Here is a 5,958-nt window from a genome sequence, read left to right as displayed (position 1 = left end):
CCCGAAGATTCCGGAACCTTCGGTTCCCTTCCCTTGAAGTCCAATTCCCCCGCTCCTATGGTCCCCAAGAGACGCGGTCGACGGCGGGCCGCAGCTCCTCGGCGAGGGCAGGAGAGGCAATGGAATTCAAGGTGCTAGGTCCGATCGTAGCCGTCAATAAACGACTCGTATTCACCCCGAGTGCGCCCAAGGTCAAACAGGTGCTGGCGCTTCTCGTGCTGCGCGCGAATCATGTCGTCAGCCTGGAGACCATCATCGACGAACTCTGGGGCGACAATCCACCGCGCACCGCCGTCACCACGGCGCAGACCTATATCTACCAGCTGCGCAGGGCCTTCGTGATGGAGCTCGGCGACAAACTCGGGGACCGGGCCATCGCCACCGCACCACCGGGCTATGTGCTGCGCACCGCGGAGGAATCCCTCGATTTCCGCGACTTCGAACGGCTGGCGGAAAGGGCGCGGGCCTGCCGGACGGCCGGCGACATCGAGGCGTCCGCACGGTGGACGGAGTCGGCCCTCGCAATGTGGCAAGGCGTGCCGCTGGCGAATGTCGAACGCGGCGCGGTACTCCAGAACTATGTGAGCCGACTGGAGGAGAAACGCGTTTCCGTCCGCGAACTCCACATACGGTCGGCCATGGAACTGAAGAGGTATCACGAACTGGTCGCGGAGCTCCGCTCCCTGGTCGTGGAGTACCCGTTCAACGAGTGGTTCCAGACCCAGCTCGTCCTGGCGCTCAACAAGGCGGGCCGCCGGGTCGAGGCGCTCCAGGCGTATCAGAAGGCCCGCGTCCTGCTCCGGGACGAACTCGGCCTCGACCCCTCCGACGACCTGCGCCGCGCCCAGCAGGAAGTGCTGAACTCACCGTCCTGAGCGGGCGGCGGCACCGGGCCGGGCGGCGGCTCCGGGCCGCCCGACCCGGCCTCCCCGGTCACCGGCCGATCTCGACGTCCTCCAGCACACCGAGCGCGTCCGGCACCAGGACCGCGGCCGAGTAGTACGTGCTGACCAGGTAGGACGTCACCGCCTGCTCATTGATCCCCATGAACCGGACATTGAGGCCCGGCTCGTACTCATCGGGGATGCCCGTCTGGTGCAGCCCCACGACGCCCTGGTGCTCCTCACCCGTGCGCAGCGCCAGGACCGAGCTGGTGCCCGCGTCGGTGACCGGGATCTTGTTGCACGGCAGCAGCGGCACCCCGCGCCAGGCCCGTACGGACGCGCCCTGGAACTCCAGCTCCTTCGGGTACAGGCCCCGGCTGTTGCACTCCCGGCCGAACGCCGCGATCGTGCGCGGGTGCGCGAGCAGGTACTGCGTCTTGCGTCGGCGCGACAGCAGCTCGTCGAGGTCGTCGGGGGTCGGCGGCCCGCTGCGGGTGTGGATGCGCTGCTTGAGGTCGGCGTTGTGCAGCAGCCCGAATTCCCGGTTGTTGACCATCTCGTGTTCCTGGCGCTCCCGCAGCGCCTCGATGGTCAGCCTGAGCTGCTGCTCCACCTGGCTCATCGGGTCGTTGAAGAGATCGGCGACCCGGCTGTGCACCCGCAGCACCGTCTGCGCGACGCTCAACTCGTACTCGCGGGGCTTCAGTTCATAGTCGACGAACGTGCCCGGGATGGCCGGCTCGCCGACATGGCCGGCGGTCACCGCGATATCGGCCTCGCCGCGCTTGTTCTGCGCGGGCACGGACCGCGACGCGAAGCCCGCCACATGCGCGCGCAGCGCCTCGGACCGGTCCGCGAGCTCCTGGAAGGCGGTGCGAGGGAGGGCCAGCACGGTCGTACGGGTCAGCGCCCGCGCCGTGAACTCCCAAGTTCCGTCGGGCTCCAGCGGCACCCGCTCGCCGAAGAAGTCGCCGTCGGCGAGGACGCCGAGCGTGCTCTCGTCGCCGTACCGGCCCGTGCCCACCTTGCGGACCTTGCCGTGCGCCAGCAGGAAGACCTGGTCCGCCGGCTGCCCCGCCTCGGTGATCGCGTCCCCGGCCGCGTACTCCCGCTGCACGAACGCGCCCGCGAGCGACTCCAGCACCGCACTGTCCTCGAAGCCGCGCAGCAGCGGCAGTTCGCCCAGCTCGGGCGGGATGACGCGGACCTCCGGGCCCTCCGTGACGAACTCGATCCGGCCGTCGCCGACGGTGTAGGCGAGCCGCCGGTTCACCCGGTACGTGCCCGCGGACACCTGCACCCAGGGCAGCACGCGCAACAGCCAGCGCGAGCTGATGCCCTGCATCTGCGGTACGGACTTGGTGGTCGTCGCCAGCTGACGCGCTGCCGCCGTGCCAAGACTCAGCTGTGACGGTTCCTCACCCGGCTGCGCGGTACGTCCGGACTCCACTGACGTGGTCATATGTGATCATCCATCTCTGTGCGTAAACGGCGAAGCGGTGGAGCGGCGAAGCGGCGAAGCGGTGGAGCGGCGAAGCGGTGGAGCTGAAGGGGCGGAACTGCGGATCGGGGGCCCGGCCCCTCAGAGCCCGACCTCGACGTTCTCAAGAATGCCGAGGGCGTCGGGGACCAGGACGGCCGCCGAGTAATAGGCGCTCACCAGATAGGAGATGACGGCCTGTTCGTTGACGCCCATGAAGCGCACCGAAAGACTCGGCCGGTATTCATCGGGAATTCCCGTCCGGTGCAGCCCCACGACGCCCCGCTCCTCCTCGCCGGTGCGCATCAGGAGTACGGACGTGGTGCCGGCCGCCGAGACCGGGATCTTCCCGCACGGCAGGATCGGCACACCGCGCCAGGCGGGGATCGCGTGCCCGCCGACGTCCACGCTCTCCGGGTAGACGCCGTGGCCGCTGAACTCCCGGCCGATGGCCGCGATGGCGCGCGGGTGGGCGAGCAGGAACCCCGGGTTCTTCCACACCGTGGCGAGCAGCTCGTCGAGGTCGTCGGGGGTGGGCGGGCCGCCGCGGGTGTGGATGCGCTGCCCCAGGTCGGCGTTGTGCAGCAGCCCGAACTCGCGGTTGTTGACCATCTCGTGCTCCTGGCGCTCCCGCAGCGCCTCGATGGTCAGCCTCAGCTGCTCCTCGACCTGGTTCATCGGGTCGTTGTAGAGGTCGGCGACGCGGCTGTGCACGCGCAGCACGGTCTGGGCGACGCTCAACTCGAACTCCCGCGGCGCTAGTTCGTAGTCGACGAAGACGCCGGGCAGGACCGGCTCGCCCTCGTGGCCGGAGGCCAGGTCGATGGCCGACTCGCCGTGTTCGTTCCGCGGCCGGGCGCGCTCCGCGCGGTACGCCTCGACGTGGGCGCGCAGCCCCTCCGAGCGGCCCAGCGCCTCCTCGAACGCCCGGCGCGGCAGCGTCAGGGCCGTGCCGGCCGTGAGCGCCCTGGCCGTGAAGTCCCACTCGCCGCCCTCGTCCGCGGCCAGCGCCCGGTCGCCGAAGAACTGGCCGCCCGCGAGCACCCGCAGCACACTCGGCCGGTCGTACGCGCCCTCGCCGACCAGGTCGACCTTGCCGTGCGCGATGAGGACCACCTGGTCCGCCGGCCGCCCCCGCTCGGCGAGCACGTCGCCGGGGGCGAAGTCGCGCTGGGCGAAGCCGTCCGCGAGCGTCCGCAGAATCGTTGCGTCTGTGTAGCCGCGCAGCAGCGGCAGCTCCCCGAGCTCCGCGGGGATCACGCTGACCTCGGCCCCGCGGGTGACGAACTCCACCCGCCCGTCGCCGAGCGTATGGGACAGCCGGCGGTTGACGCGGTACGTGCCGCCGGGCACCTCGACCCAGGGCAGCATCCGCAGCAGCCAGCGCGAGCTGATGCCCTGCATCTGCGGGGCGGACTTGGTCGTGGTCGCCAGATTCCGGGCCGCCGCGGTGCCCAGACTCATCGGCGCCGGTGAATTCTCGGTCCCGGCGCCCGATTCCACTGACGTCGTCATAGTTGAATGCCCACCCCATCACCGTGCGGAACAAACAGCGTGATCGCCGCTTGAGCAACACCGAAGCTAGCAGCGGGCTTTGGTGCTCGCAGTCACTCGAAAGGGTGGCATAACCTCGTTGGTTCCCCTTTGGTTAAGGTCGGGTAAATACTCCGATGCCATTGGGCACCGGACGCTCCGCACCGCCCGACGGATGATTGCGCACCCGTGATCCGTCCTCGCCCGCGCCGCGCGTCACCAACGTCGTCGAACCGCCGCCGTCCAGATTCACCGCGTCGTCGGCGCCCAACTCCCTCATCACCGAAGCCAGCTCACCGACCGTCAGCCCGGAGCGGTACTCGGCCGCGCCGTCCAGGGCGAGCAGATACAGCCGCCGCCCGCGGTCGCCGATGCCCGCCGACGTCCGTACGGCCGCCGTCACCGTGTCAAGACCGTCCAGCGGCTCGTCGTCGCGCAGCACCGGAAAGCCGCCCAGCGCGAACCGCAGCGGCGCACGCCCCTCGGACCGCAGCCGCTCCGCGACCCGCACCCGGTCGCCCACCCGCAGCCGCCGCAGCTCCCGCGCCCCCGCCTCCCGGCCGACCAGCACCACCGACCCCTTCGCCACCGGCCCGCCGCCCGGCTTCTCCGCGGCCGAGACCACCCGCCCCCGCCGCACCGTCACCTCATAGGTCCGCGCACTGCACGGCGCGGCCCGGTCGGTGTCCGTACCGCACGTCGCGCGGACCCGCGAGGCCGCGCCCCACCGCGACGTGAACGCCCCGACGCCGCCCACCGGCAGCGCGTACTGATTGAACCCCCGCAGCCGCACCGCGCCGCGACTCGTCAGCACCACGCCCTCCAGCGTGAGCCGGTCCAGCCGCGCCCGGCGATCCGCCCCCACGCCCAGCACCGCCTCGGCCGTGACCCCCGGCGGCATCGCCGGACCGAAGCGCTGCCCGTCCGGCACCGCGGCCTTCAGCGGCAGACCGCCCGCGACGGCCGGGCCCACCGGCGCGCCGGTCGGCTCGACGCCCGGATGCTGCGCCTCCGTGATGTTGAAGAAGTCCCCGTTCACCGCCCCCACCGCGGCACGCCCGTCCGCCAGCCGCGACACCGGCGCGCGGGCGGCCACCGCGCCCGGATACAGCAGGTCCACGGAGACCCGCGGCTCGCGCAGATCCACCGTCAGCAGATGCCCGTACGCCGGGCCGTGCGAGGCCGGGAGCGAGAACTCCTGATAGCCGACGCCCGGCGCGAGCGCCGTCCGCACGCCCAGCCGCAGCGCCCCGGGCGGCCCGCCGCCGTCGGCCCACGCCGTGCCCCCGCCCACCAACGCGACCCACGCCGCGCACCCCGCCGCCACCGCGCGCAACCGGCCCGACCCTCGCCCCATAGTCCCCCCAGACATCCGGACGTCCCTCGAACTCTCCCATGGCACAGGGGAGTTCACCATGGCGCGGGAGATCGACGAGAACGGGGGGAGACGGGGCGGCGTCATCGCGCGTAACTCTTCGCGCGCCCCTGCCAAGACGTCCGCTCCGCCCCGATACTCACAGAGAGCGACTCCGTCCCGCACGCGGCCACCGGCCAGGACCCCCGGACCCAGGAGGCACCATGACAGCGCCCGCCCGGCCCCCGCACACCCGACGCGCGGCCGTCGTGACCGCCGCGGCCGCCCTCGCGGGCTCCTTCGCCGCCCCGGCGCTCGCCGCCGCGCCGGACCACGGACGCGGCAGACCCCCGCTCCGCCGCGCCCACGCGCACAACGACTACGCGCACCCGCACCCGCTGACCGACGCCCTCGGGCACGGCTTCGGCAGCGTCGAGGCGGACATCTGGCTCGTCGACGGCCGGCTCCTCGTCGCCCACGACGAGGCCGACCTCGACCCCGCCCGCACCCTCGAAGCCCTCTACCTCGACCCGCTGCTGCGCCGCGTACGGGCGCACCACGGCCGGGTGTACCGCGGCTACCGGCTCTCCCTGCAACTGCTCATCGACATCAAGACCGCGGGCGGCCCGACCTACCGCGAGCTCTCCCGGCGGCTGCGCCGCTACCGCTCCATGCTCAGCGTCTGCGCCGGCGGCCACGTCCACCCC

Annotated in this window: 4 protein-coding genes and 1 pseudogene; 2 read left to right on the top strand and 3 right to left on the bottom strand. The window is 71.9% G+C overall.

From position 1 onward, the window contains the following. Positions 1-131 precede the first annotated feature (131 nt). Positions 132-875 carry a BTAD domain-containing putative transcriptional regulator gene (locus ACFU99_RS29895; protein ID WP_384397936.1) on the top strand — a complete coding sequence of 248 codons (744 nt, stop codon included), beginning with the start codon at positions 132-134 and terminating at the stop codon, positions 873-875. Between the two features lie 58 nt (positions 876-933). Here the strand turns inward: ACFU99_RS29895 and ACFU99_RS29890 are convergent, their stop codons facing one another. The 3 genes from ACFU99_RS29890 to ACFU99_RS29880 form a co-directional block, all read right to left on the bottom strand. After that, positions 934-2,346, bottom strand: a complete 1,413-nt coding sequence (locus tag ACFU99_RS29890) for a family 2B encapsulin nanocompartment shell protein (RefSeq protein WP_384397934.1) — start codon at positions 2,344-2,346, stop codon at positions 934-936. Positions 2,347-2,466: 120 nt separating this feature from the next. After that, positions 2,467-3,879: a family 2B encapsulin nanocompartment shell protein gene (locus tag ACFU99_RS29885; RefSeq protein WP_384397932.1), complete on the bottom strand. Its 1,413-nt coding sequence runs from the start codon at positions 3,877-3,879 to the stop codon at positions 2,467-2,469. Between the two features lie 133 nt (positions 3,880-4,012). Then, positions 4,013-5,269, bottom strand: a complete 1,257-nt coding sequence (locus ACFU99_RS29880) for a phosphodiester glycosidase family protein (RefSeq protein WP_384397930.1) — start codon at positions 5,267-5,269, stop codon at positions 4,013-4,015. Positions 5,270-5,475: 206 nt separating this feature from the next. Here ACFU99_RS29880 and ACFU99_RS29875 point away from each other — a divergent pair. Continuing rightward, positions 5,476-5,958, top strand: a pseudogene (locus ACFU99_RS29875) (hypothetical protein); the annotation flags it as partial.

Origin of the sequence: Streptomyces sp. NPDC057654, assembly GCF_042800135.1 — a bacterium.
Classification (GTDB): Bacteria; Actinomycetota; Actinomycetes; order Streptomycetales; family Streptomycetaceae; genus Streptomyces.
Note: the sequence above shows the minus strand (reverse complement) of the source record. Positions and strands in the feature narration are given on the sequence as shown.

Bases quoted from the DNA above. Each gene is read 5' to 3' on its own strand.
- ACFU99_RS29885 (WP_384397932.1), bottom strand. From the start codon at position 3,879: ATGACGACGTCAGTGGAATCGGGCGCCGGGACCGAGAATTCACCGGCG.
- ACFU99_RS29890 (WP_384397934.1), bottom strand. From the start codon at position 2,346: ATGACCACGTCAGTGGAGTCCGGACGTACCGCGCAGCCGGGTGAGGAA.
- ACFU99_RS29880 (WP_384397930.1), bottom strand. From the start codon at position 5,269: ATGTCTGGGGGGACTATGGGGCGAGGGTCGGGCCGGTTGCGCGCGGTG.